Here is a 25,608-nt window from a genome sequence, read left to right on the forward strand (position 1 = left end):
AGTGCATCATGACAATGACAGTGGACCGTCCCCAGCTCACGGCCGACGACATCGCCACCGGATGGCTGAACGACTTCGCCTCGACCCTCGGCAGCCGGGACATCGAGGCAGCGGTGGGGCTCTTCGCCGCCACCAGCTTCTGGAGGGACCTCGTGTCCTTCTCGTGGAATCTCACGACCACGGAGAACCATGACGGGATCCGTGACCTCCTCCAGGAGACCCTCGACCGCGTCGATCCGAGCGACTTCGCGCTCGCCGAACCCGCGGAGACCGCCGACGGAGTGACGACGGCCTGGTTCACCTTCACCACCTCGGTGGGGCGGGGCAAGGGACTCGTCCGCCTCATCGACGAGGACGGGACGAAAGCGTGGACCTTGCTCACCTCGCTCCAGGAGCTCACCGGTCACGAGGAGCCGCGCGGCATCCGCCGGGTCAAGGGCGCCGAGCACGGGGTCGATCCGCAGCGGAAGAGCTGGTCGGAGAAGCGCGCCGAGGAGGATGCCGCGTGGGGCGAGACGGCCCACCCGTACGTGCTCGTCGTCGGCGGGGGACAAGGCGGAATCGCGCTCGGGGCCCGACTGCGGCAGCTCGGGGTGCCGGCGCTCGTCATCGACCGCTGGGAGCGGCCGGGAGACCAGTGGCGGTCGCGGTACAAGTCGCTGTGCCTGCACGACCCGGTCTGGTACGACCACCTGCCCTATCTCAAGTTCCCCGACAACTGGCCGGTGTTCGCACCCAAGGACAAGATCGCGGACTGGCTGGAGTTCTACACCCGGGTGATGGAGATCCCGTACTGGTCGTCGACGACGGCCACCTCGGCGAGCTATGACGAGGCGGCAGGGCAGTGGACGGTGGAGGTCGAACGCGGCGGGGAGACGATCACGCTCACTCCCACGCACCTCGTCATGGCCACGGGCATGTCGGGCAAGCCGAACATCCCGAGCTTCCCCGGCAGCGAGGTCTTCCGCGGCGAGCAGCAGCACTCCTCGCAGCACCCTGGCCCGGACGCGTACGCGGGGAAGCGGGTCGTCGTCATCGGCAGCAACAACTCCGCGTTCGACATCTGCGGGGCCCTCTACGAGAACGGCGCCGACGTCACGATGGTCCAGCGCTCGAGCACGCACATCGTCAAGAGCGATTCGCTCATGGAGATCGGCCTCGGCGCGCTCTACTCGGAGGAGGCGGTCGCAGCCGGGGTGACGACGGAGAAGGCCGACCTCATCTTCGCGTCCCTGCCGTACCGGATCATGCACGAGTTCCAGATCCCCCTATACGAGCAGATGAAGGAGCGTGACGCCGACTTCTATCGGCGGATGGAGGAGGCCGGGTTCGACCTCGACTTCGGTGACGACGGGTCCGGGCTGTTCCTCAAGTACCTGCGCCGAGGCTCGGGCTACTACATCGACGTCGGTGCCGCCGAGCTCGTCGCCGACGGCAAGGTGCGCCTCGCGAAGGGGCAGGTCGATCATCTGAGCGAGGATGCCGTGGTGCTCGATGACGGCACGGAACTGCCCGCCGACCTCGTCGTCTACGCCACCGGGTACGGGTCGATGAACGGCTGGGTCGCCGACCTCGTCGATCAGGAGACCGCCGATCGGGTCGGCAAGTGCTGGGGACTGGGCTCGGACACGACGAAGGACCCCGGTCCGTGGGAAGGCGAACAGCGCAACATGTGGAAGCCCACTCAGCAGGAGAACCTCTGGTTCCAGGGCGGCAACCTCCACCAGTCGCGGCACTACTCGCTCTACCTGGCTCTCCAGCTCAAGGCCCGGTTCGAGGGGATGGACACCCCCGTCTACCGGCTGCAGGAGGTCCACCACCTCGGGTGAGGGGTCGTGGGGCGGCCACTCCGGGGTGGGGTGGTCGCCCTGGGGTGGCGTTCGCCCTTGGGGTGGAGTGGTCGCTCTGGGGTGGAGCTGAGGACGCTGGGTGTCGATTCGCGGGTCGCAGATCGACACTCAGCGTCCTCGGCTCGTGCCTGCACTGTTCAGCTCAGGCCGAGGTGATGACGGATCTTTTCCTCGAGCTGGCGGTAGTTCGTGCGGCCGGTGACCCTGAATACCGTCCATCCCTCGAGGCGCATCGCCTCGTCGCGGGTGATGTCCCTGTTCCACTGGTCCTTCGACGTCCGGTGGTGGTCGCCGTCGTATTCGAGCGCGAGCTTCTCGTTCTCGTAGCCGAGATCGGGTTCGACGACGCGGTCGATGCTCGGGCAGAAGATGCGCGGATGGACCGTGGGTTCGGGCAGACCGACCGAGCGCGCCCACAGTCGCAGGTCGGTCTCCCGCGGCGAGTCGACCGTGGGGCGGACGAGCGCGAGAGCATCGAGCAGGTGGCGACGGGAGCGGATTCCTCGCGTCTCGGAGACGTAGGCGCGCAGTCTGTCGAGGTCGATCTGGGGTGGCCCATGCCAGTTGCCAACCGCGGCGTCGCCGAGTCTCACGAGGTCGTGGAGAGACAACGCTGGTCCGAGAGCGACGAAGACGTACAGGGGTATGACCACCGGCAGGTCGAAGTACTCGCAGGCGACGAAGACCTTCGTCCGGTGAAGGCGAACGCCCGGGAGACGGATGCGCATGTTCATGTCGTCAGAGCACACATCGAGTTCGGATGTCTGTAGAACTCTCGGCAACGGCCAACCGAAGAGCCGGGCCGCTGTTGCGAAGCCGGCGGCGACATTCGGGTACTTGAGGCCCACGGCTCGCAGCCGCTGGGCGTCGTCGATCCAACTCTGATCGGCCCACTGCGGCGTGGGGTAGGCGACTGTCGATTCGCGATCCATGCGGACACCGGGGACGACGACAGGATAGCGGCCCGAGTGAAAGAGCTTGTGCCGTGAGATCCCGCGCTGTTCGGCAGCGTTCGCGCGGAAGAGCGGGGAGTAGTCGCGCAACTCCCACGGGCCTGGAGTGAACATATCGTCGATGCTCCGCGAAGAAGATAGTTGTGGAAAGCGACATTTGCGTGCTTGTGGAAACGGTGTCGCCACCCACAGGCGATCTGCACACGAGTCGGCTCGCCGATCATCGTCGTCTGCACACATGTGGTCGGCGAGATACGCAATGCCGGCAGCAATCGGCGCGCAACAGTTGTGGCGGCCCGAGACCTGGACGTTTCAGGCTGGTTTCTGGCTCTGGAACCTGTCCGAAGTGACCAAGAATCGCCTGTTGAAGTCGTGGGCTATGAGAAGTGGGGGCGCACCGCGTAGGGGTGGGGTCCACAGGCGTTCGTGCACGAGTGCGGTGCGATGGGAGCCTGACCGCCGGACAGCGACGTCCTCACTCGATGGTCCTCGGGCAGAACGGCCGAGTCCTGGACGTTCTAGGCAGAGAAACGGCGCGGAAACCTGCCTAAAACGTCCAGACACCCGCCGGGCCCAGGCGCGCCCGCCGCCCTACAGTCCCAGGCGCGCCAGGACGTCCTTGACGTGGACGAGCGCCTCGGACTCCGAGAGCCCGAAGTTCTGGTTGAGGTACATTCCGTCGCCGATGAGCTGGATCGTCATCGCCAGGTGCGGGTCGCCGAGGTGGTCGTTGAGGACGGCGAACCACTGCTCGCGCGTCTCCCGCAGCGCCACCCGCGCCTCGTCGTGCTCCTGCGCCAGGCGGGTCGCGGCGATGAGGCTGAGGTCGAGTGGCGTCCCCATCTCCGCCGAGGTCTCGAGGTAGTAGATGTGGGGGCCGAGTTCGGAGGATCGCATCGCCGCGATGTCGGCGTCGACAAGGCGGCGCAAGCGGTCGAGGCTGCCCTGCATGAGCTTCGCCTTCGACCCGAAGTGGTAGAGCAGGCCGCCCTTGGACACTCCCGCCTCGGCGGCGACGGCGTCGAGCGTCGCCCCGGCAGTGCCGTGCTGTTCGAGCAGCCTGTCGAAGGCGTCGAGGAGCTTCTCCCTCGTATCGGCGGAATTCCGTGCCATGGACACGAGCCTAACCGAGATACTGCGCACCGACTGTGAGTCCGGCCTCACCGCCGACCCAACCCTTGGAACTATACCGTCTAGACGGTACAGTTGAAGCATGTTCACAACGCAGACTCCACCTGTGCGCGCCGGCCGGCGTGAATGGCTCGGCCTGGCTGTGCTGATGATCCCTGTCCTCCTCATCTCGATCGACAACACGGTGCTCGGCTTCGCCCTGCCGGCGATCAGCACCGGCCTCCACCCCACAGGCACCCAGCTGCTGTGGATCGTCGACATCTATGCGCTCATGCTCGCCGGACTCCTCGTCGCGATGGGCAGCATCGGCGACCGCTTCGGGCGCCGGCTACTCCTCGTCATCGGTGCCATCGGCTTCGGGGCCGCGTCCCTGCTCGCGGCGTTCTCGACGACCCCGGAGATGCTCATCGTCGCCCGCGCCCTCCTCGGCGTCTTCGGCGCCACGCTCATGCCCTCGACGCTCTCGCTCATCCGCAACATCTTCCTCGACGCCAGGGACCGGCGGATCGCGATCGCGACGTGGGCCGCGCTCTTCGGCGGCGGTGCCGCGCTCGGTCCCGTCGTCGGCGGCGTCCTCCTCGAGCACTTCCACTGGAGCTCGATCTTCTTCATCAACCTCCCCCTCATCGCGCTCTTCATCCCGGCCGCGCTCCTCCTCCTGCCGGAGTCCCGCGACCCGAACCCCGGCCCCATCGATCCTCTCTCGATCGTGCTCTCGATGCTCACGCTCACCCCGCTCGTCTTCGCGATCAAACACGGAATGTCCGAGGGCCTCGACTGGCTCCTCGTCGCAGCAGTCATCGTCTCGCTCATCGCCGGGTTCCTCTTCGTCCGCCGGCAGCTGGCGTCCGCCAACCCGATGCTCGACGTCCGGCTCTTCGCCAACGCCGTGTTCACCTCGGCGGTGACGGCGAACCTGCTCAGCCTCATGGGGCTGGCCGGGTTCCTCTACTTCGGCACGCAGGTCCTCCAGCTCGTCCTCGGCCTCTCCCCGGTCGAGGCCGCGCTCGCCCTGGTCCCCGGACTGATCATGTCGATCGCGGCCGGCTACCTCGCCGTCCCGCTCGTCGCCCGGATCCAGCCGCGCATCGTCGTCCCCGCCGCGCTCGCCCTCAACGCGACCGGCCTCGGCTTCGTCGCCTTCACCCCGGAGCCGAGCGTGCCCGGCATGATCATCTCCTTCATCGTCCTCGGCGCCGGCATCGGCACCGCCGAGGTGATCACCAACGACCTCATCCTCTCCGCGGTGCCGGCGGACAAGGCCGGAGCCGCCTCGGCGATCTCCGAGACCGCCTACGAGTTCGGCTCGGTCATGGGCACGGCCGTCCTCGGCGGCCTGACGACGATGGTCTTCGGCCGCCAGCTCGCCTCCCACCTCGGCGAGAGGGCCGAGGATCCGGCGTTCGAGACGCTCGGATCCGCGCTCGAGCGCGCCGGTGAGATCGGCGGCCGCCTCGGCGATGAGCTCGCCGACACCGTTGTGCGCGCCTTCGACCTCGGCGTGCAGTGGGCGGCCGGGGGCGCGACCGTCGTCGTCCTCACCGCCGCCGTCCTCACGGCCTTCGGCCTCAAGGGCGCCGGCCGCGGACCGCAGACCGAGGCCGCTGAGGTGCGGGAGCCCGTGTCCGCGCACTGACGCTCCCACGATGAGAAGCGCCGAGGTGGGGAGGACTTGATCGTCCTCCCCACCTCGGCGCTTCGGTGCCTCACATCCCCGCGGTCAGCGAGCGGCGAGGGCCTCGGAGTCGTCGGCCCTCGCCCTCTGCCTCCGGCGGGCGAGGACCCGGCCGGTGCCCGTGTAGATGAGGGCGGCGATGAGGATGAGGTAGAGGACGACGGCGATCGGCGAGGAGATGAGCACCGAGAGGTCGTTGCCCGAGGCGAGCAGCGCGTCGCGGAGGTTCGTCTCGGCGAGCGGGCCGAGCACCATGCCGATCATCAGCGGCGCCAGGGGAACCCCGTAGCGCTTGAGGACGAAGCTGATGATCGCGATCCCGAGGAGGACGAAGAGCTCGAACGTCGACGCCGAGGTCGCATAGATGCCGAGCCCGCAGAAGACCGCGATGCCGCCGTAGAGGTAGGGCTCGGGGATCTTGAGCAGCTTCGCCCACAGCGGGGCGAACGGCAGGTTGATGATGAGGAGGACGATCATCGCGATGAAGAAGCTCGCGATGAGCGCCCACACGAGCTCCGGGGCCCGGTCGAAGAGCAGCGGTCCCGGCTGGAGGCCGTACTGGCGGAAGGCGGCGAGCATGATCGCCGCGGTCGCCGAGATCGGCAGCCCGAGCGCGAAGAGCGCGCCCATCGCGATGCCCGTCGTCGCACTGCCGGCAGCCTCAGGCGCGGCGAGGCCGCGGATCGCGCCCTTGCCGAACTGCGGGTCCTTCCGGCGGGAGTCGAGCTTGCGCTCGAGCCCGTAGGCCATGAACGTCGGCACGTCGGCACCGCCGACGGGGACGACGCCGAAGGGCAGGCCGATCGCCGTGCCGCGCAGCCACGCCGGCAGCGCCTCCTTGAATTCGCGTCCCGAGAGGAACGGCCGGCCCGAGGCGTTGATCGTGTTGTCGGCGGCCTTCCGCCTGATCCGGGAGGCGATGTAGAAGACCTCGCCGAGGGCGAGCATGCCGACGGTGACCGTGACGAGCGAGACGCCGTCGAAGAGCTCGGGCACCCCGAACGTGAACCGCTCCGTGCCCGAGACCGAGTCGATGCCGATGACCGAGATCCCGATGCCGAGGAGGAGCGCCATGAGCCCCTTGAGCACGGAGTCGGCGACCACCGAGGAGGTGGCGACGAAGGCGAAGAGTGCGAGCGCGAAGAACTCGGCGGGACCGAAGTTCGCCGAGAGGTCCGCGAGCAGGGGCCCGATGAAGACGACGAGGAAGCACGAGACGAACCCGCCGATGAACGCCCCGATCGCCGCTGTCGCGAGCGCCTGCGGGGCTCTGCCGGCCCTGGCCATCTTGTGGCCCTCGAACGTCGAGGCGATCGCCGAGGCCTGCCCCGGGGTGTTCATGAGGATCGCCATCGTCGAATCGCCGAAGAGCCCGCCGAAGTAGACGCCGGCGAACATGATGAACGCGCCCGTCGGGTCGAGGGCGAAGGTCATCGGCAGGAGCAGCGCCACAGCCATCGACGAGCCGAGACCTGGGAGCACACCGACAGCGGTGCCGAGGAAGCAGCCGACGAGCACCCAGAGCAGGTTCATCGGGGTGAGCGCGTGGGTGAACCCTTCCATGAGGGAGGAGAGAGCATCCATGTCAGAACCCCCCTCCGAGCAGACCCGAGGGCAGATTGAGTCCGAGGAGGACCGCGAAGGCGAGGTAGACGAGAGAGGAGAACGTCAGCGCGAGCGTGAGGTCGAAGAGCGGGCGCCTCGATCCCATCGCGCGGGCCACGCACCAGAAGAGGAGGGCGGCGGCGATGATCCACCCGGCGAACTCGAGGATCCCGGCGAACGCGGCGAAGCCGCCGATCGCCCAGGCCAGGGAGGTGAAATCGGAATGGGTCCGGTGCCTGGCATCCTCAGCGCGCGCCTCGGCGAGGGCTCGACGATCCGCACTCGGCTCGTCCTCCTCGTGCGGGGACAGCCGGGAGGCGGCGACCGCCGAGGTCACCGGGGTGGAGAACGCCTTCTCCTCCCTCGCCTCGGCGGGGGCGGCCGTGTCGGCGTCGACGGGTTCGGGATTGCGGATGATCGCGAGGACGAGGAGGACCGTGATCACGTACCCGAGGACCATGATGATCATCGGGAAGAACTGCGGGCCGGGCGGATCGGAGTCCTCGGCGACCTCCATCGTGAGGATCCCGATGAGCAGGTACGTCGAGAACGCACCGAGGATGAGCGGGACGAGCAGACCCGAGCGGCCGTGCCACCAGGTCCCCTCGCCGAGGTGGCCCGTCCGGGTCCGTGCGGGTGTGTCCGTTGTCGTGCTCACAGTCCCAACTCCTCAAGGAGCGCTTCGATGCGCTTGGTGTCTTCGACGATGAAGTCGGCGAACGCCTGACCAGTCAGCCACACGTCCGTCCACTGGTTGCGTGTCAGGGCGTCCTTCCATTCGGCGCTGTTGCGGGTCGCCTCGAGCATGCCGACGAGCTCCGCGGTCTCGTCGGCGGTGATGCCGGGGGCGCCGAGCCAGCCGCGCCAGTTCGTCAGGGTGACCTCGAAGCCCTGCTCGCTCATCGTCGGGATGTCCTCGAAGCCGGCCAGGCGTTCGGGGGCGGCGATGCCGATCGCCTTGACGCGCCCGGCCTCGATCTGGTCGGAGACCTCGTTGAACCCGGTCGAGGCGAAGTCGGTGGTGCCCGAGAGCAGGGTCTGGATCGACTCGCCGCCGCCGGACTTGGGGATGTAGGTGATCGACGAACCGGGGATCCCGCCGAGCTGCGCGAGCTGGGCGATCGTGAGATGGTCGACCGAACCGGCCGACCCGCCTGTCCACACGAAGCCTTCGGGGTCCTCCTGCCATGCGGTCATGACGTCCTCGAGGGTGTCATACGGGGAGTCGGCGGCGGCGATGAGGACGTCGTAGTCCTCGGCGACGCGGGCGAGCAGCGTCGTGTCGTCGAAGCCGACGGGGGAGTCGTTGAGGGCGATTCCGCCGACCATCGCGGTGCCTGTGGCGAGGATCGTGTCCGCGCGTCCGTGCATCGTCGAGAACTTGCCGAGACCGATGGTCCCGCCCGCGCCGGGGATGTTGACGACCTGCGCGTTGTTCGCCGTGCGGGTCGCCCGCATCGCCTGCTGCGTCTCGCGGGCGAATCCGTCCCAGCCGCCGCCGGCGCCGGCCGGGGCGATGAGCGTGAGGTTGGAGGAGAGATCTCCCTTCGCCGAGGCGGACCGGATCGAGTATCCCGTCGCCGTGCCGATCGCGGCCACCGCGAGGACGCCGTAGGCGACCCGTCCGAACATGCGCCGGGAGACGCCGGAGTTCCTGTTGCCGGAGTTTGCGGCGTTGGGGTTTGCGGTGTTGGGGTTTGCGGTGTTGGGGGAGGGGTCGGTGTCGCCAGCGCCGGTGCCGCCGGGATCGGGGCTGCCGGGCGGACTCGCGTCGCCGGAGGACTGCATCATCGGGTCCCTTCTTCATCATCGAAGACGTGTATGTGTGCCGGCGGCGGCGCTCGGCCTCACCGACATATGTGCGACCGATTCTATTGTGGCCCAGGTCACGGTGCCTGTTTGAGCGCATTGATCTCGTTTCGCGCGTTCTGCGCCTTCTGCGCATTCTGCTCATCTTTGAGCGCGTGGGATTGGGAGTGAGTGGCTGGGCGTACCCCTCCCGAGCCCCGTCAGTGGCTGGGGTCGTCCCCTCGAGCCCCGTTTGTGGTCGATAAACCGAGGAGATTCAGCCCAGAGGCGCGTTTTCCCTCGGTTTTGCGACCACAAACGGGTGGGAGTAGTGGGTGTGGGCGGGGTGGAGCGGCGGCCGGGGTCGGTTTGGAGCGGCGGTGCAGTGCGTGTGCGGGCGGGAGTGTGCGGCTGGGACCGTCCTCTCGGGCCCCGCTTGTGGTCGATAAACCGAGGAGATTTGGCCCTGAGAGGCGATTTCCCTCGGTTCTTCGACCGCAAACGGGTGGGGCTGGTGGGTGTGGGCGGGTGAGAGCGGTGGGTGTGGTTGAGTTGGCGCGGTGGTTATGGTGGGGGCATGACGTCTTCCGACCCCTCGAAGTCCGCTGCCGACTCGTCGACATCCGATTCTTCGACACCCGCTCCTGCGACCGCCACCCCTGCGTCCGCCACCGCGGCATCCGCCTCAGCTGCTGCTGCGTCCCCGTCAGAATCGGCCACAACTCCCGCCACTGCCGGCTCCGGGAACTCGGCACCCACCCCCACCTCGGCGCCGGTGGCGAAGAAGATCCCGCACGAGCGCACCCACCACGGCCACACCTTCGTCGACGACTACGAGTGGATGCGGGAGAAGGACTCGCCCGAGGTCATCGCCCACCTCGAGGCGGAGAACGCGTGGACCGAGGCGCAGACCGCCGAGCTCGAACCGCTGCGCGAGGCGATCTTCACCGAGATCAAAAACCGCATCAAGGAGACCGACATGTCCGTGCCGACGCGGCGCGGCGGCTACTGGTACTTCACACGGACGAAGGCGGGCCTCGACTACGGCATCCACGTCCGCGTCCCTGCAGCCGACGACGGCGACTGGACTCCGCCGGAGATCGGCGAGGATCCGCTGTCCGGCGAAGAGGTCGTCTTCGACTCGAACCAGGCGGCGCGCGGCACGGACTTCTTCTCACTCGGTACGTTCTCCCTCACCGAGGACGGCCGCTACCTCCTCTACGGCGTCGACACCGCCGGCGACGAACGCTACGTCCTGCGCATCCGCGACCTCTCCACGGGCGAAGACCTGCCAGACCGGATCGAGAACACGTTCGCCGGCGCGACGATCGACCCGAGCGGCCGGTTCGTCTTCTACACGACGGTCGACGAGGCATGGCGTCCGGAGAAGGTCTGGCGCCACACGGTCACAGGCGACGGCGTCGGCGACGCCTCAGCGACCGACCCGACCGCCGCCTCCGAGGCGAGCGGCGCCGAAGACGTCTGCATCTTCCACGAACCCGACGAACGGTTCTTCGTCGGCGTCGGCTTCTCCCGGTCCGAGCGCTACCTCTTCATCGTCACCGGCTCGAAGACGACGACCGGGTACTGGCGGCTGCGCGGCGACGACCTCGAGGCGGCCCCGCAGGAGATCTGGCCCCGGGTCGACGGGGTCGAGTACTCCGTCGAACACGCCGTCGTCTCCGGCGAGGACCGCTTCCTCATCACCCACAACCGCGACCGCGCCGACTTCGACATCGTCGACGTCCCGGCCGCCGATCCGACCGGGGACGCGACCGAGACCGCCGATGCCGTCGACGAACCCGCGGGCACCGGTGCGGATCCGACGACGACCGGACGGCGGGTGCTCGCCGACGTCTCCGGGCTGCGCATCGAGGAGGTCGACGCGTTCGCCGACTTCGTCGTCATCTCCTATCGCCGAGGCGGCTTCGCCCGAGTCGGCATCGTCCGTCTCACCGGCGACCCGACGGTCCCGTACGCGCCGCTTGTCGAGCTGCCATTCGACAGGGAGACGGGCACCCTCGGATTCGGGCCCAACCCCGAGTTCGACCAGCCGACCGTGCGCCTGACCTTCACCTCGATGTCGACCCCGGCCGTCGTCTACCAGCACGATGTCGCCACCGGCACCGACACGGTCCTCAAGCGCCAGCCCGTGCTCGGCTCCGTCGACCTCGGCGCCTACGGGGAGAGCCTCGTGTGGGCGAGTGCCTCCGACGGCACCCGCATCCCCGTCTCGCTCGTCTACCGCACCGACCTCGTCGACGTCGACGAGCAGGGACGGCCGGCCGCCTCGGCGCCGCTCATCCTCTACGGCTACGGATCGTACGAGATCAGCGTCGACCCGTACTTCTCCGTCGCCCGGCTCTCGCTGCTCGACCGCGGGGTCGTCTACGCGATCGCCCACGTCCGCGGCGGCGGGGAGATGGGCCGGCACTGGTATGACGAGGGCAAGACGACGGCGAAGGTGACCACCTTCACCGACTTCATCGCGGTCGCACGCCACCTCGTCGAGGCGGGATGGACGACCCCGGAGCAGCTCGTCGCCACCGGTGGGTCCGCCGGCGGCCTTCTTATGGGCGCGATCGTCAACATGGCCCCCGAGCTCTTCGCCGGTGTGAGCGCGCACGTGCCCTTCGTCGATGCGCTCACCTCGATCCTCATGCCCGAGCTTCCGCTCACCGTCATCGAATGGGAGGAATGGGGCGACCCGCTCCACGACCCCGAGGTGTATGAGTACATGCGCTCCTACACCCCCTATGAGAACGTCGCCGAGGCGGCCCACCCGAAGATCCTCGCCGTGACCTCACTCAACGACACCCGGGTCCTCTACGTCGAGCCGGCCAAATGGGTGGCCCGTCTGCGCGAGGTCGGCGCCGACGTGATCCTGCGGACCGAGATGGCCGCCGGGCACGGCGGCGCGTCGGGGCGCTACGACGCGTGGAAGGAGACGGCCTTCGACTTCGCGTGGATGCTCGGGGTTCTGGGACGTTCCGACGTCGTCATCGAGCCCTGAGCGGACGTTCGGCTCGGCAGATAACGATCTGCTGACGAAACGTCCCCAAAGCGTGATTCGGGCCACGGGCACCTCAGGTGCCGAATAGAGTGGTCACTATGGCAGTCGTCTCCACCCGGACTTCGCCCTCATCGGAGAGGGCGAAGTCCGGGTGGGGACGGCTGATGCCTTGATCGTCGCCGACGACGGAGACGATCGAGGACGCGCATGGGTTCGTTGCGGTCCGCAGATGCCGGACCGAATTTTTCAAAGGGGAGAAGTATGCGTCTCAAGCAACTGGCTGTCGCGATCGTCGCAGTCGGCTCGATGGCTGCGGTGTCCGCGTGTTCCGGCGGTGACAGCGGCGGAGGTGAGGGCGGAGGGGACTCCTACAGCATCGGCATCTCCCAGCTCGTCCAGCACCCGGCGCTCGACGCCGCGACCTCCGGCTTCAAGAAGTCGTTCGAGGACGCAGGAGTCGAGGTCGACTGGGATGAGCAGAACGCCAACGGCGAGCAGGCCAACGCGACATCGATCGCACAGAACTTCGCGAGCTCCGACCTCGACCTCGTGCTCGCCGTCGCCACCCCCGCCGCGCAGGCAGCGGCGCAGGCGATCACGGACAAGCCGGTCCTCTTCACCGCGGTGACCGATCCGGTCGAAGCCGGTCTCGTCCAGTCCAATGAGGCACCGGGCGGCAACGTCACCGGCACCTCGGACCTCAACCCCGTCGCCGATCAGCTGCAGCTGGTCAAGGACGTCAAGCCGGACGCGAAGACCGTCGGCATCGTCTACAGCTCCGGTGAGGTCAACTCGCAGGTCCAGGTCGACCTCGCGAAGGAGGCCGCGAAGGGCATGGGCCTCGAGATCAAGGAGGCGACGATCGCGAACTCGGGTGAGCTCGGCCAGGCCGTCGACTCGCTCGGCAAGGTCGACGCCTACTACGTGCCCACCGACAACAACGTCGTCTCCGCGGTGACGACGATGGTCCAGGCCGCGGAGAAGAACAAGGCGCTGCTCGTCGGCTCCGAGGCCGGACAGGTCGAACAGGGTGCGGCGATCACTCGCGGCATCGACTACACGAAGCTCGGAGAGCAGACCGGTGCGATGGCGCTGAAGGTCCTCAAGGACGGCGCGAAGCCGGCCGACCTGCCGGTCGAGACGAGCGACACGCTCGAACTCGTCGTCAACCCGGAGGCCGCGAAGCGGCAGGGCGCGGAGATCCCGCAGAACCTCATCGACGAGGCCGACACCGTCATCGAATGACGCCGAGGCGGGCCCGCGGGAGCTCCCTCCCGCGGGCCCGCGTGCGACCTCACCCATCCTGACAATCCGATCGGACAGCAATGTACGGAGCACTGGAGCTCGGGCTCATCTACGCAGCCATGGCCTTGGGCGTCTACCTCACCTTCAAGGTCCTCAACTTCCCCGACCTCACCGTCGACGGAAGCTTCACCACGGGCGGCGCCACCGCGGCCTCCCTCATCATCGCCGGCGTCAACCCCTTCCTCGCGACCCTGGCCGCGATCGGAGCCGGCCTCGTCGCCGGCTTCATCACCGGTCTCCTCCACACCAAGGGAGGCATCGACGGTCTGCTCGCCGGCATCCTCACGATGATCGGCCTGTGGTCGATCAACTTGCGGATCATGGGCGCGGCGAACCTCTCACTGCTGCGCGAGGACACCGTCTTCACGCCGCTGCGGGAGAACATGTGGCTGGGCTCGTGGGTGTCGATCGCGATCCTCGTCGCCTTCACCCTCGTGCTCAAGTTCCTCGTCGACTGGTTCCTCACCACCGACCTCGGGCTCGCCATCCAGGCCACGGGCAACAACCGCGAGATGATCCGCAGCCTCGGCGTCAACACCGACAACACGACGATGCTCACGCTCGCGCTCTCGAACGGTCTCGTCGCGCTCTGCGGGGCGCTCATCGCGCAGTACCAGGGCTTCGCCGACATCAGCATGGGCATCGGACTCATCCTCGTCGGTCTCGCCTCGGTCATCCTCGGCCAGGCGATCTTCGGCAACCGGAACATCGTCATGGCCAGCCTCGGCGCGATCCTCGGGTCGGTCATCTACCGGATCATCATCTTCCTCGCCCTGCGCGCGGGCCTCAACACCGATGACATGAAGCTCACCACCGCGCTCCTCGTCATCGTCGCCCTCCTCCTGCCGAGGTGGGGCTTCCTCAAACGGATCCCGTCGTTCGGAAGCCGCGGCAACCGGGCGCCGACGAAGCTGCCTCCGGGCACCACCGACGACCCCGCCGCCGTCCACGCCGCGCCTGCCGGGGCGGGTACGGGGACGCCGGGGACGACGACCGCCTCGGCGGGCAGGGAGGGCTGAGCCATGCTGACCATCGACACGATCTCGAAGACCTTCTTCCCCGGCACCGTCAACGAGCGCAAGGCTCTCCAGGGGCTCTCGCTCACCCTCGAGGAGTCCGACTTCGTCACCGTCATCGGCTCGAACGGTGCGGGCAAGTCGACGCTGCTCAACACGATCTCCGGACGTCTGCCCATCGACTCCGGGTCGATCACGATCGACGGCGCCGAGGTGGCGAAGAAGCGCGAATACCATCGGGCCGCCTACCTCGGGCGGGTGTTCCAGGACCCGATGGCGGGCACCGCACCCGACCTGACGATCGAGCAGAACCTCTCCCTGGCGCTGCGCCGCGGACAGCGGCGGGGGCTGGGTCGGGGGACCACCTCGGCGAGGCGGAGGCGGTTCCGTGCCGAACTCGAGACCCTCGAACTCGGACTCGAGAACCGGCTGAAGACGAAGGTCGGGCTGCTCTCGGGCGGCCAGCGGCAGGCGCTGAGCCTGCTCATGGCCGGGTTCACGCAGCCGCGGATCCTCCTCCTCGACGAGCACACGGCCGCGCTCGATCCGCAGCGGGCAGCGCTCGTGACCGAGCTGACGGAGAAGATCGTCGCCGCCGACGGTCTGACCACGCTCATGGTCACGCACAATATGGAGCAGGCGATCGCGCTCGGCAACCGGCTCATCATGATGCACGAAGGGCGCATCATCTACGAGGCCGACGCCGAGGCGAAGAAAACGCTCACCGTCGAGACCCTCCTCGGCGAGTTCTCGAAGCTCAAGGGCGCCTCTCTCGGAGACCGCGCACTGCTCAATTGAGCGCTGTGCGCTGCCGGGATGCTCGGCAGCCCCGCCCCGACCACGGCCGGTCCGCGACTCCGCGGGCCGGCCGTCGGCGTGGGTCCGCGTGCCCCGTCTGCCGGTGTGCAAGCGTCGGTGCGGCAGGGTCGACTGCCGAGTGCCGATGCGTCCGAATGCGTCGCCGCGGCGTTGAGAAGCCCGCGCGATGCTGTTAGCCTCAACGACCGTGGGCCGCAACGGGTGAGCCAAGTCCCGTTGCCGTGACCGGCCCCCTGCGCCTCCCGCGCGGCTGAGATGGTTCGCGTGGTCGTGAGTGCCGCGGACGTCGTGCCGCCGGACTGCTGAGCAGCCCCGGCCGAGATGCCGCGGCCCGGAGGCCGGTGCGAGATCGACAACTGAGAAAGGCCCTTCGTCATGTCCGATGATTCGGTCAGCGACACCCAGCGCTCCGCGCATCATCACACTCCGCCCGAGCACACCACCGCCCGCAGAGTCACCCGCGACCGCTTCAAGGCCGACGCGCGACGAGTGGGCAGGGATGCGAAACGGGTCGGCCGTGATGCCAAACGCGTGGGCAGGGACACCGGCAAGCGCCTCGGCGCCCTCGACTACGCCCGCCCCAAACGGGACACCGCGACGGCGGCCGATCCGACGCTCGATCCGAACGCCCAGTACCCGCACGACATCCACCCGATCCTCGTCCCCGGCATCGCCATCGACGAGCAGCGGCGACGGTACTCGATCGACAAGGTGATCTTCGCGGTCGCGGGCTCACTCACGGTCGCCTTCGTCATCTGGGGCATCTCAGATCCCGGCAGCGTTGCCTCGGTGGCCCAAGGCGCCTTCGACTGGTCGACGCTCAACGTCGGCTGGTTCTTCAACCTCGTCGCCATCGTCGTCCTCGTCTCCCTCCTCATCCTCGCGTTCTCCCCGTACGGGAGGATCCCGCTCGGCAAGGACGGGGAGAAGGCCGAGTTCAGCACGTTCGCGTGGGTGGCGATGCTCTTCGCCGCAGGCATCGGCATCGGCGTCCTCTTCTTCGGCCCCTCCGAACCGCTCACGTACTTCATCACCCCGCCGCCGCTGACGAACGACCCCGAGACGACCGAGGCCCTCCACGGTGCGATGGCCCAGACCTACTACCACTGGGGCTTCCACGCGTGGGCGATGTACGCCCTCGTCGGCGGTGCGATCGCCTACGCCGGGTACCGGCGCGGACGCTCTCTGCTCCTCTCCTCGATCTTCCGCACCCTCTTCGGCAAGCGTCAGACTGAGGGCTTCGCGGGCAAGCTCGTCGACATCTTCGCGATCGTCGCCACCCTCTTCGGCACCGCCGCGGCCCTCGGCATCGCCGCGATGCAGATCGGCACCGGGGTGAGCATCGTCACCGGTGTCGGACCGATGACGAACGCGATGCTCGTCGGCATCATCTGCGTGCTCACGATCGGCTTCATCATCTCCGCGGTCTCCGGGGTCTCCCGCGGCATCCGCTACCTGTCCTCGATCAACATCGTGCTCACGATCGGCATCGTCGGCCTCGTCCTCTTCCTCGGCCCCACCCTCTTCCTCCTCAACCTCCTGCCCTCGGCGCTCATGGAGTACCTCGGGTCGTTCTTCGACCTCATGGGCCGGTCGCTGTCGTGGGGTGCCGAGACCCAGGAGTTCCAGTCCGTGTGGACCGTCTACTACTGGGCGTGGTGGATCTCGTGGTCGCCGTTCGTCGGCACGTTCATCGCCCGCATCTCCCGTGGCCGTTCGATCCGCCAGTTCATCCTCGGCACGATCTTCATCCCCTCGACGCTCCTCTTCGTCGCCTACGGAATCATGGGCGGAACGTCGATCTGGCTCTACCGGGAGGGCGCGGCGGGCTTCACCGACACCATGGCCGCCCCCGAGGTGTTCTTCACCCTCATCGACAACCTCCCCTTCCTCGGCTGGCTGCCGGCGGTCGCGATCGTCGTCCTCGCGATCTTCTTCATCACCTCGGCCGACTCCGCGTCCGTCGTCATGGGCATGCTCACGAGCCGCGGCGACCAGTCACCGCGGAAGTGGGTCGTCGTCTTCTGGGGTCTCGTGATGTCGGGCATCGCCGTCGTCATGCTCCTCCTCGGCGACGCGAGCGCACTCGAGGGTCTCCAGCAGCTCGTCATCGTCACCGCCGTCCCCTTCGCCCTCGTCATGCTCTTCATCATCGTCGCGTGGGTCAAGGAGCTGCGCACCGACCCGATGGCCCTGCGCCGCCGGTACGCGCAGAACGCCGTCGACAACGCCGTCGTCGCCGGCGCCGAGACCTACGGCGACAACTTCGCCCTCCAGGTCGTGCCGACCGAACCCGGCGACGGTGCGAACGGCGACATCGTCTCCGAGGACGAGGCCTACACCGACTGGTACCAGCGCACCGATGAGGACGGCGAGCCCGTCGGCTACGACTACGGCACCGGGGAGTGGGAGGACGGCTGGACTCCGGAGACGAAGGACACCGCCCCCGCCGAGGCGACCCCCGACTCCGCCTCGGACGCTGAGTCCGCGCCGGATGAGTCCGCAGACGCCGAGCCCCGGTCGGCCTCAGAGGTCGACGGCGAGGCGAAATCCCGTGTGACCGAGTGACGTCTCCGGGGTGACCGCGCTGCGCGCTGAGGTGCGGTAACGGCGGCAGTACGAGGCGTGGCAGAGGTGCGAGCCGCCGCGGATGACCGCCCGCGCATCATCGGGACCGAAGCTTCCGCTCGTCCACTCCCAGACGTTGCCGGTCATGTTGTGCAGCCCGAAGCCGTTCGGCGGGTACGCGTCGACAGCGACGGTGCCGACCGGTTCGGTGGGGTGGTCGGGGAAGGCGCCGACGAAGGTCTTCATCCGCGGGACACCGTCAGGTTCCCGGATCGACCCCCACGGGTAGGGTTGCTGGTCGAGTCCGCCGCGGGCCGCGAACTCCCATTCGGCCTCGGTCGGCAGCCGGGCGCCCACCCACTCGGCATAGGCCTCGGCGTCATACCGCGTCACGTGGGTGACGGGATGGTCGGGGCGTGCGACGATGAACGCATGGTCCGCTCTCAGCCTCGCGTCGGCACCGCGCTCCTGGCCGTTGCCGTGCTCGCCGCCGGCGGCGGTGCCCTGCCCGACCAGAGTGCGGCCCGGGCCCTCGGGGTGCAGCCACGACGCACCCGCGACCTGCCGCCACCACGGGGTCGCCGCCACAGCCGGGGAGGTTTCGAGGGCCTCGGCGTCGAGGAGACCGGCGAAGACGAGCGAATCACCGTACGCCTCGGCGCCGGTGCGGTGACCGGTGGCGAGGACGAACGCGGCGAACTCGGCGCGTGTGACCGTCGTCGCCGCGATCGCGAATGGAGCGATATCCACCTCACGGACCGGCCCCTCACCGTCCTCCGGGTAGGCGAGGGAATCCTCGCTGCCCATGCGGAAGACCCCGCCGGTGAGGCCGACCATGCGCATCTCGGCGGACGCGTACTCGGCGAGGGCGGCGATGACGCCGTCCTCGTCGCGGGACGGTTCCCTGCTCGGCACAGCCACCTCGGCGGGGGATTCTTCTTCCACAACACCCACCTCGGGTGGGGGCGACGCCTGCCCGTCGGACTCGGTCGGCGATGTCCGCGAAGGACCGCAGCATGACTCCATTCCCCACCTCACCGACGTAGCTCACGGCGCGCCCGACGATGGTCGCGCCCTCATTCGCAAGGACGTGACCAGCATATGCAACCCCCGAACATCGTCGTCATCCAGGCCGACCAGATGGCGGCCGAAGCTCTCGGCGCCTACGGCAACGAGGCGGCACTGACCCCGCACATCGACGAGCTCGCAGAATCCGGTGCCGTCTTCGACCGTGCCTACTGCACGACTCCGCTGTGCGCCCCCTCGCGGGCGTCGATGATGACCGGGCGCATGCCCTCGGAGATCGACTGCCTCGACAACGGCGATGACTTCGCCGCTTCGGTGCCGACGTTCGCCCACCGGCTGCGCAAGCTCGGCTACCACACCGCCCTCATCGGGCGGATGCACTTCATCGGCCCCGACCAGCACCACGGCTTCGAGGAGCGGCTGACGACCGACGTCTACCCGGCCGACCTCGACATGGTCCCCGACTGGACGCGACCGCTCCACGACAGGCTCCAGTGGTACCACGAGGCCGATCCCGTCTTCACCGCGGGAGCGGCGACGGCGAACGTCCAGCAGGACTTCGACGACGAGGTGATCTTCCGGACCCTGCGCCATCTGGGCGACCGGAAGCGGGCGAACCAGGCGGCCGGCGAGGACCAGCCGTTCCTCATGGTCACCTCGTTCATCCACCCCCACGACCCGTACGAACCGCCCAGGGAGCACTGGGACCGCTTCGCCGAGGCGGCCATCCCCGACCCTGCCCACCCGGAGGTTCCCGACCCGGCCGTCGATCCCCACAGCCACCGGCTGCGGACGATGTCCGGGCTCGACGAACGGGCGCCTTTGCTCGAGGATGTCCGCCGTGCCCGGCGGGCCTACTATGCCGCGGTGTCCTACATCGACGACCACGTCGGGGCGATCACGGCGCGTCTGCGCGATCTCGGACTCGACGCGAACACCGTCGTCATCGTCACGAGCGATCACGGCGACATGCTCGGGGAGAAGGGGCTCTGGTACAAGATGTCCCCGTACGAGCAGTCCTCCCGGGTCCCGCTCATCGTCTCCGGCCCCGCCGAGGTGGTCCTCCCCGGCCGGTACGCCGACCCCGTCTCCCTGCTCGACCTCGCCCCCACCCTCGTCGAGATCGCGCACACCGGCACCGGCGGGGCCGCCCACCACGCCGACCGGGGGCTCTCGGGGCTCTCCCTCCTCGAATCGGCTCGCCGGGAGGCGGCAGGGGAGCAGGGGCCGGGGGACAGGGACATCCTCATCGAGTACTTCGCCGAGGGGACGTACCGACCGCAGGTGACGATCGTGCGCGGGACCCTCAAGCTCACCGTCTGCCCCGGCGATCCCGACCTGCTCTTCGACCTCGCGGACGATCCGGACGAGCTCCACAATCGCGCGGATTCACCGGAGTACGCCGAGGCCGTCGCGCAGCTGCGGACGGCGATCGCGGCCCGCTGCGACCTTGAGGTCATCGAAGACCATGTGCTCGCCTCCCAGCGCAGCCGTCATCTCGTCGCCGATGCCCTCCGGGTCGGGCACGTCCGCCACTGGGACTTCGAACCGACGGTCGACAACGGGTACGTCCGCGGGGACTTCTGGGCGGCGTTCCGGTTCGGGAAGATCCCCGACCTGCGCGAGCAGACGGCTGGGCGGGGACCGGATGTGCGCGGCCCGGCGTTCACACGGCGACCGGCGGCTGCGCGCGATTCAGAGGTCGAGGGCGTCGGCCGTGGCGACGACTTCGCTCAGCGCCGCGAAGAACTCCTCCCGGCGCTTGCGGGACCAGCCGGCGGTGAGCCGGTCGGCGACCTCGCCCTGCCACTGACGGGCATCGACGAGCAGCCGCTGCCCGGTCGGCGTGAGGTGCACGGTCCGCCGTCTCGCGTCATGGGCCGAGGCGGCGGTGGCGACGAGTCCGGCGTCCGCGGCGGCCGTGATGAGCCGTGACGCTCCGGACTGGTCGATCCCGATCTCAGCGGCGACAGCGTTGACCGTGGGCTCGATGTCCTGCCGTGCGAGGGCATCGACCGCCTCGGCGACGAGGACGAGCCGACCATTCTCGGCCACGGCGTCTTCGCCGGTGATGGGCATGCGGGAGAACCGGCGGACGAAGGCGAAGAGCGGGTGGGCGGCGGGGGCGCTCATGGTGTGGGCGGCTCCTCGGTGGCCGCCATCTCCCTGCAGATGAAGGCGAGCTCGAGTGCGGACCGGAGATCCGGGAGCCGCAGGGCGGCGGTGACGACACCGGCGGAGGCGCGGAAGACCGTGGCCACGCGCGTCGGCGTCGGAGTCTGCGGCCAGGTCGCGTCCTGCTCGACGACGATGAGGCGTTCGCTGATCGGGTGCCAGGAGCGGGGGCGCAGACGGATGCCCGAGCGTGCGACCCAGCCGGCGAAGTCCGCGGGACTGATCGGTCCCGCCCCCTTGGGACCGAGGACGACGACGGGATCGCCGACCGCCTCGGCGCACCGGTCGAGGTCTCCTGAGTTCACTGCCTCATGCCACGCATTCACCGCGGTCTCGAGGTCGGAGTGCTGGGGCGTTGCCATGCCGGGAATCATATGCGTCATGCATACATCTGCGCAATGGGTGCCGACGGTGATCGGTCAAGGTCGGTTGTCTGCCAATTCACCGGGCATTGGGCGAGTTGTGGATCACACTTTGAGGTTGGGGTGGGAAGATCGGAGGACAGGAGGGATGTCATGACCAAGTTCGAGTGGACCTCGGAAGTCCCGCTCGCCGCAGAGACCGTCTTCGACTGGCACGCTCAGCCCGGAGCACTCACCCGCGTCTCACCGCATTGGGCCCAGGAGGTCGTCCAGGAGAGCTATCCTCCGCTCGCGCCCGGCTCGGTCGCCGAGGTCAAGGCGAGCCTGCCCGGCAGCTACGGACTTGTCCGCCGCCCCTTCACCGCCGTCCACTCCGAAGGGCCGTCGCGGTTCTCCTTCGTCGACGAGCTGATGAAGGGCCCGCTCAGCCAGTGGAAGCACACTCATGAGTTCACCTCGGAGGCTGGGGGCTCACAGATCACCGACACGATCGAGTTCTCGATGACCCCGCAGGGCTTCGAGACGATCGACCGCTCCATCACCCACTACATCGAGGCGACGTTCGAAGCCCGTCAGCGGCGCCTGCTCATGGACTTCGCGTTCCTCGAACGGATGAGCGCACCGCTGCTGCGGATCGGCAAGGGCAAAGGCAAGCACATCCTCATCGCCGGCGGCAGCGGACTCGTCGGGCGGCAGGTCGCGGCTCTCTTCTCCACCGCCGGGCACTATGTGCGCCTCCTCGTGCGCGGGACGCCGAAGTTCCCCTACGAGGTGCACTGGGATCCCGAGGTCGGGATCCTCAATCCGCAGAACCTCGCGTGGGCGGATGCGGTCGTCCACCTCGGCGGGAAGTCGATCGCAACCCGGTTCACGAAGAAGGCGAAGGAGGAGATCCGGTCCTCGCGGATCGACTCGACGACGCTGCTCGCCGAGACGATGTGCTCCCTGCCCGAGGCGAAGCGCCCCGAGGTCTTCGTCTGCGCCTCGGCGGTCGGCGCCTACGGTGCCCATGCCGAGGTGCCCGTCGACGAATCGGGAGCGTTCGGGGAGGGGTTCCTCGCCGAGCTCTGCCGTGACTGGGAGGCCGCCGCCTCCCGGGTCGAGGACGCCGGCATCCGGTGGGTCTCGATCCGCTCGGGCATCGCGCTGACGACGCTCGGCGGGTTCCTCAGAGCGCAGGCCCCGCTCTACCTCGCCGGAGCCGGCGGGCGGCTCGGCAGCGGAGAGCAGGGTCTGGCCTGGGTCTCCCTCGACGATCTTGCCCGCTCGTACGTCCACGCCGTGCTCACCGACTATGTGCGCGGCCCGGTCAATGCGGTCGCCCCCGAGCTCATCACACAGAAGGAGTTCGCCGAGGCGCTCGCCTCCCACCTCCACCGCCCCGCCCGGATCCCGACGCCCGGGTTCGTCACCGAACTCGTCCTCGGTCGGGACGGTGCCAGGGAGCTCGCCCTGGCCGATCAGAAGGTCCTGCCGACCAAGCTCGAGGAGACCGGGTACCAGTTCGCCCATCCGACGCTCGACGACTGCCTCGTCGAGGAGCTCGGCAAGGGCGCCTGAGCGACCGGCTCGGTGCGGGCGATCGGTGTCAGAGTCGCGCCGAGGCGAGTGCCGCGCCTTCGGTGAGCGCCTGGAGCTTCGCGACGGCGATCTCCGGGTGGACGCGCCCGCCGAGGCCGCAGTCGGTCGAGGCGACGACGTTGTCGGGGCCGACGAGTTTCGCGAAGCGGCTGATGCGTTCGGCGACGAGCTCGGGATGCTCGACGACGTTCGTCGCATGCGAGACGATGCCGGGGATGAGGTACTTGCCCTCGGGCAGTGTCGTGTCCTCCCAGATCCGCCACTCGTGCTCGTGGCGGACGTTCGCGGCTTCGAAGGTGATGCCGGCGGCGTTGATCGTGAGCACCTGGTCGACGATCTCGGCGAACGGCAGGTCGGTGACATGCGGGCCGTGCCAGGAGCCCCAGCACGTGTGGACCCGGACCTGGGCGGGGTCGATGCCGCGCAGGGCGTGGTTGAGGGCGTCGATGCGGATCTGCGTGAAGGCCCGATAGTCGTCGAAGCTCGGCTCGGGATTGATCTGGTCGAAGTTCTCCGCGAGCGAGGGGTCGTCGATCTGGACGGTCAGCCCCGCCTCGGTGATGGCGAGGTACTCCTCCCGGAGGACATCGGCCCACGCCCAGATGAACTCCTCCTCGGTGGCGTAGTGCTCGTTGGCGATGCGGGACGCCGAGCCGGGTGAGAGCGCATTGATGTAGCCGTCGCGAGTGTCGTATCCGGCAGCCGACAGACCGGCTTTGAGGTTCGCGATGTCGGCGGCGACCTGGGCCTGGCCGATGTAGCTGATCGGTCCTGTGGCCTTGGGGAACTGGGGCTGGGTGCCGGTGTCGGTGCCCGCACTCTCATCTCCGTAGACACCGGCGAAGAGGTTGCGGTCGCGGCGGTCGCCGAAGCTCGTCAGCCGGATCGCTCCGGGCTCGGAGCGCTTCGCCGGGGCCTCCCACTTGTCGACGTCGTCGAGTTCGAGGCCGTCGGTGCGGGCGAACGAGTAGTGCCACCACGCGCCGTAGTCGAAGTCGGCAGCCATCGCATGACCGTACTCGCCGTCGTTGGGGAGCGAGATCCCCAGGTCGCGCTGGCGCCCCACGAGGTCGACGACGCTCGCGGTGAGCAGCTCGTCGTAGCGTTCGGTGTCGTCGTCGGTCACGGTCTCCCCGGCGAGGCGGGCGGTGTTCTGGGCCTGCTTGGCCCTGTTCGCCTCGAGCAGTTCGGGGGTGCGGGGCAGGGAACCGGCGTGCGAGGTGCGGATCGTGGCCATGGAGGGACTCCTTCTCTCGTTCGGATGTCGTTCGCCGAGGTGGTCGCCGCGGTGGTCGCCGGGCGGCGGCCGGCGCGGAGCGCATCGGCGGGCCCTTTCAGGCAATCACATGCGTGTCCGCTCAGGGGTGTGAGTCGTCATCTGCGGTCGCAGGGGGCGAGGGAGTCGCCTCCGCGCCCCGGTCGAGCGCATAGAGTGAGGGCATGAGCGACCATTACCCGCATGGCAGGGCCGACCAGTGGAACCGGCCGAATCAGTGGACCGGCCCCGGGAACGTGCCGCCGCGGAACGCGGGTGTGCCCGCCCATCTGCGCCAGGACGGTCCTGACGCCGGGTGGGGGCAGGCAGGCGGACAGCCGCCGTACCCGTCGGCGATGGGGCAGTCGGGTCCTCTGGGATCTCGGTCTGCTGCGGTGATCGCCCCGAACACGCCGGGGTGGCTCGCGCGGTTCCTCCTCTGGACAGGGATGGTCGTCGGCTTCCTGCCGGCGGTCCTGCTGGCACCGATCCTCATGAGCGGCGACTTCGAAGAGGTGCGCCGCCTCCACTCACTCGTCACGGTATTCACGGGAATCCTCGCTCTGCTCCTCGGTGCGGCGGCGTTCGCGCTCGTCCGGAACACTTCGTGGGCGCGGCGGCTCATCGGCGGTGGACTCTACGTCTTCGCGATCATCCTCACGCTGACCGTCCCGCCCGCCCTCGGGGCGTTCGTCGCTGAGATCTCCTACCAGTTCAATGCGGGGTTCTGGGTGAGCACGGTTGTCTTCGCCGTGTTCTCCGCCTTCACGCTCACCCTCCGCCTTGTCGGATGGTCGATCGCGCGCAATCGGCGCTGGTGGGTGCTCCTCGTTGCGGCCGGTTGCGGTGTGATCATTCCGGTGATCAACGCGGTGCTCCAGGCGGCGACGAGCACCACGATCGACCGGCCCGGGCTGCCGTACTGGGTGGGCGGCGTCCTCGTTCCGATCATCGCGCTGCTCCTCTTCTTGGGGGCGCTGGGACTCCTGCACGTCCTCGGGGGACTCCGCGGCGGAGCGGCTCCCATCGTCGCGCAGCCGACGCTCGGTGAAGGACGGCCGCGCCGCAGCGCGTCGAGCACAGCGCTGGCTCCGTATCCGGGCGGGGCGCCGGGCCAGGGTCCTCTGGGTCAAGGACGCGGGCAGGACTCGAACAGTCACCACCCGTACGGTCAGGCGTCCTCTGGCGGCCAGCAGCCCTATGGCCACGTCTCAGACGGCGGTCAGACGCCGTACGGTCAGCAGTCGTCTGGCGGCGGTTTCAGTGGACCGGCGAGTCGGCCCCAGCCGAACGCTGGGCCTGATCCGTACCGGGCGCCCGATGACTCGAGGCAACAGGCGGACCGTCGACCTGACCAGGCAGGGGACTCGCAACGGTGGAAGCCGAGACCGTCTGACCAGCAACCGGGCCCGGCAGGTCAGCAGCCGAACTCCTCAGACCAGCAGTCTCCGCACCGCCCCCGGCACTGACACGGGGCGACCCCCAC

At 68.6% G+C, this 25,608-nt stretch carries 18 protein-coding genes and 1 pseudogene; 10 read left to right on the forward strand and 9 right to left on the reverse strand.

Annotated elements, in window-relative coordinates:
* The first annotated feature begins 8 nt into the window (after nt 1-8).
* On the forward strand, nt 9-1,829 hold the full coding sequence (locus tag BC102111_RS12125; protein WP_101624468.1) for a flavin-containing monooxygenase: 1,821 nt from the start codon (nt 9-11) through the stop codon (nt 1,827-1,829).
* A 158-nt stretch (nt 1,830-1,987) separates the two neighbouring features.
* Here the strand turns inward: BC102111_RS12125 and BC102111_RS18040 are convergent, their stop codons facing one another.
* Both BC102111_RS18040 and BC102111_RS12135 read right to left on the reverse strand, forming a co-directional pair.
* Nucleotides 1,988-2,917: a putative endonuclease domain-containing protein gene (locus BC102111_RS18040; RefSeq protein WP_223289972.1), complete on the reverse strand. Its 930-nt coding sequence runs from the start codon at nt 2,915-2,917 to the stop codon at nt 1,988-1,990.
* A gap of 477 nt (nt 2,918-3,394) precedes the next feature.
* The gene (locus BC102111_RS12135; protein WP_009380274.1) at nt 3,395-3,916 is read right to left on the reverse strand and encodes a TetR/AcrR family transcriptional regulator; all 522 of its coding nucleotides are present in this window, start codon (nt 3,914-3,916) and stop codon (nt 3,395-3,397) included.
* A 100-nt stretch (nt 3,917-4,016) separates the two neighbouring features.
* Between BC102111_RS12135 and BC102111_RS12140 the strand changes: the two genes are divergently transcribed.
* Complete coding sequence (locus BC102111_RS12140; RefSeq protein ID WP_176472390.1) at nt 4,017-5,570, forward strand: MFS transporter; 1,554 nt, start codon at nt 4,017-4,019, stop codon at nt 5,568-5,570.
* Between the two features lie 84 nt (nt 5,571-5,654).
* Here BC102111_RS12140 and BC102111_RS12145 read toward each other — a convergent pair whose 3' ends face one another.
* The 3 genes from BC102111_RS12145 to BC102111_RS12155 are packed head-to-tail and all read right to left on the reverse strand — an operon-like array spanning nt 5,655 to nt 9,005.
* Nucleotides 5,655-7,193, reverse strand: coding sequence for a tripartite tricarboxylate transporter permease (locus BC102111_RS12145; protein ID WP_095375045.1), 1,539 nt, complete (start codon nt 7,191-7,193; stop codon nt 5,655-5,657).
* A 1-nt stretch (nt 7,194) separates the two neighbouring features.
* Nucleotides 7,195-7,872 carry a tripartite tricarboxylate transporter TctB family protein gene (locus BC102111_RS12150; protein ID WP_009380269.1) on the reverse strand — a complete coding sequence of 226 codons (678 nt, stop codon included), beginning with the start codon at nt 7,870-7,872 and terminating at the stop codon, nt 7,195-7,197.
* Nucleotides 7,869-9,005 carry a Bug family tripartite tricarboxylate transporter substrate binding protein gene (locus BC102111_RS12155; protein WP_009380267.1) on the reverse strand — a complete coding sequence of 379 codons (1,137 nt, stop codon included), beginning with the start codon at nt 9,003-9,005 and terminating at the stop codon, nt 7,869-7,871. The genes BC102111_RS12150 and BC102111_RS12155 overlap by 4 nt, the downstream gene beginning before the upstream one ends.
* 574 nt (nt 9,006-9,579) lie before the next feature.
* Here BC102111_RS12155 and BC102111_RS12160 point away from each other — a divergent pair.
* The 5 genes from BC102111_RS12160 to BC102111_RS12180 all read left to right on the forward strand — a co-directional run bounded on the left by BC102111_RS12160 (nt 9,580) and on the right by BC102111_RS12180 (nt 17,723).
* Nucleotides 9,580-12,015, forward strand: a complete 2,436-nt coding sequence (locus BC102111_RS12160) for a S9 family peptidase (RefSeq protein WP_232252556.1) — start codon at nt 9,580-9,582, stop codon at nt 12,013-12,015.
* A gap of 261 nt (nt 12,016-12,276) precedes the next feature.
* Nucleotides 12,277-13,260, forward strand: a complete 984-nt coding sequence (locus BC102111_RS12165; protein ID WP_101624470.1) for an ABC transporter substrate-binding protein — start codon at nt 12,277-12,279, stop codon at nt 13,258-13,260.
* Between the two features lie 80 nt (nt 13,261-13,340).
* A complete protein-coding gene (locus BC102111_RS12170; protein ID WP_040342308.1) occupies nt 13,341-14,339 on the forward strand; it encodes an ABC transporter permease in 999 nt (332 codons plus the stop codon).
* 3 nt (nt 14,340-14,342) lie between these two features.
* The gene (locus tag BC102111_RS12175; protein ID WP_101624471.1) at nt 14,343-15,134 is read left to right on the forward strand and encodes an ABC transporter ATP-binding protein; all 792 of its coding nucleotides are present in this window, start codon (nt 14,343-14,345) and stop codon (nt 15,132-15,134) included.
* Between the two features lie 396 nt (nt 15,135-15,530).
* Nucleotides 15,531-17,723: a BCCT family transporter gene (locus BC102111_RS12180; RefSeq protein WP_101624472.1), complete on the forward strand. Its 2,193-nt coding sequence runs from the start codon at nt 15,531-15,533 to the stop codon at nt 17,721-17,723.
* Here BC102111_RS12180 and BC102111_RS12185 read toward each other — a convergent pair.
* Nucleotides 17,682-18,668, reverse strand: a complete 987-nt coding sequence (locus BC102111_RS12185; RefSeq protein WP_009380255.1) for an SUMF1/EgtB/PvdO family nonheme iron enzyme — start codon at nt 18,666-18,668, stop codon at nt 17,682-17,684. The two genes, BC102111_RS12180 and BC102111_RS12185, sit on opposite strands and share 42 nt — an antisense overlap.
* A gap of 156 nt (nt 18,669-18,824) precedes the next feature.
* Between BC102111_RS12185 and betC the strand changes: the two genes are divergently transcribed.
* Complete coding sequence (gene betC / locus BC102111_RS12190) at nt 18,825-20,684, forward strand: choline-sulfatase (RefSeq protein ID WP_063248953.1); 1,860 nt, start codon at nt 18,825-18,827, stop codon at nt 20,682-20,684.
* Here betC and BC102111_RS18220 read toward each other — a convergent pair.
* Nucleotides 20,673-20,882: pseudogene (locus BC102111_RS18220) on the reverse strand (hypothetical protein); the annotation flags it as partial. The gene betC and the pseudogene BC102111_RS18220 overlap by 12 nt on opposite strands.
* The gene (locus BC102111_RS12195; RefSeq protein ID WP_101624493.1) at nt 20,879-21,286 is read right to left on the reverse strand and encodes a hypothetical protein; all 408 of its coding nucleotides are present in this window, start codon (nt 21,284-21,286) and stop codon (nt 20,879-20,881) included. The gene BC102111_RS12195 and the pseudogene BC102111_RS18220, both read right to left, overlap by 4 nt.
* Before the next feature lie 153 nt (nt 21,287-21,439).
* On the opposite strand from BC102111_RS12195, the gene BC102111_RS12200 reads away from it, so the two are divergent.
* The gene (locus BC102111_RS12200; protein ID WP_009380247.1) at nt 21,440-22,846 is read left to right on the forward strand and encodes a TIGR01777 family oxidoreductase; all 1,407 of its coding nucleotides are present in this window, start codon (nt 21,440-21,442) and stop codon (nt 22,844-22,846) included.
* Nucleotides 22,847-22,874: 28 nt separating this feature from the next.
* On the opposite strand, the gene BC102111_RS12205 is transcribed toward BC102111_RS12200, so the two are convergent.
* Complete coding sequence (locus BC102111_RS12205; protein ID WP_009380246.1) at nt 22,875-24,104, reverse strand: cobalamin-independent methionine synthase II family protein; 1,230 nt, start codon at nt 24,102-24,104, stop codon at nt 22,875-22,877.
* 203 nt (nt 24,105-24,307) lie between these two features.
* Between BC102111_RS12205 and BC102111_RS12210 the strand changes: the two genes are divergently transcribed.
* A complete protein-coding gene (locus BC102111_RS12210) occupies nt 24,308-25,591 on the forward strand; it encodes a hypothetical protein (protein ID WP_146001427.1) in 1,284 nt (427 codons plus the stop codon).
* Nucleotides 25,592-25,608 lie beyond the last annotated feature (17 nt).

Source organism: Brevibacterium casei CIP 102111 (genome assembly GCF_900169275.1).
Classification (GTDB): Bacteria; Actinomycetota; Actinomycetes; order Actinomycetales; family Brevibacteriaceae; genus Brevibacterium; species Brevibacterium casei.